Source organism: Campylobacter sp. RM9331, from assembly GCF_020137685.1.
Taxonomy (GTDB): Bacteria; Campylobacterota; Campylobacteria; order Campylobacterales; family Campylobacteraceae; genus Campylobacter_E.
Genome location: NZ_JACGBA010000066.1, coordinates 1 through 498, shown reverse-complemented (window position 1 = coordinate 498; position 498 = coordinate 1). Strand labels below are relative to the sequence as shown.

Annotated in this window: 1 pseudogene; it reads left to right on the top strand. The window is 29.3% G+C overall.

The window, feature by feature from the left end:
• Positions 1–122 precede the first annotated feature (122 nt).
• Positions 123–498, top strand: a pseudogene (locus AVBRAN9331_RS09785) (glutamine--fructose-6-phosphate transaminase (isomerizing)); the annotation flags it as partial.

Here is a 498-nt window from a genome sequence, read left to right as displayed (position 1 = left end):
ACCTTCGTCTAACGCTTCTAAAATATCCATTTACCATCCTTAAAAAAGAAAAGTGATTATATTTATCTTTGTTTAACAACTTACTATAAATTAGCGTAATTTTTATTATTAAAGGATTAAAAATGTGCGGAATTGTTGGGTATTTAGGACAATTAGAAAAAAAAGAAATTATACTAAACGGCTTAAAAGAGCTTGAATATCGTGGATATGATAGTGCTGGTATGGCTGTGTTGGAAAAAGACGAATTGAGTTTTTTTAAAAAAGCTGGAAAATTAGAAAACCTAGCAAATTTTATGAAAAATTTAAACTTTAATGATGAAGGTGTAGCCATAGGTCATACTCGTTGGGCAACTCACGGAAAACCTGATGATACAAATTCTCATCCACATTACGGCGAATATTCTTGCGTAATACATAATGGAATTATAGAAAATTATAAAGAAATAAAAGAAGAACTAAAAACCACACATTTTAATTCGCAAACAGATACAGAAGTAA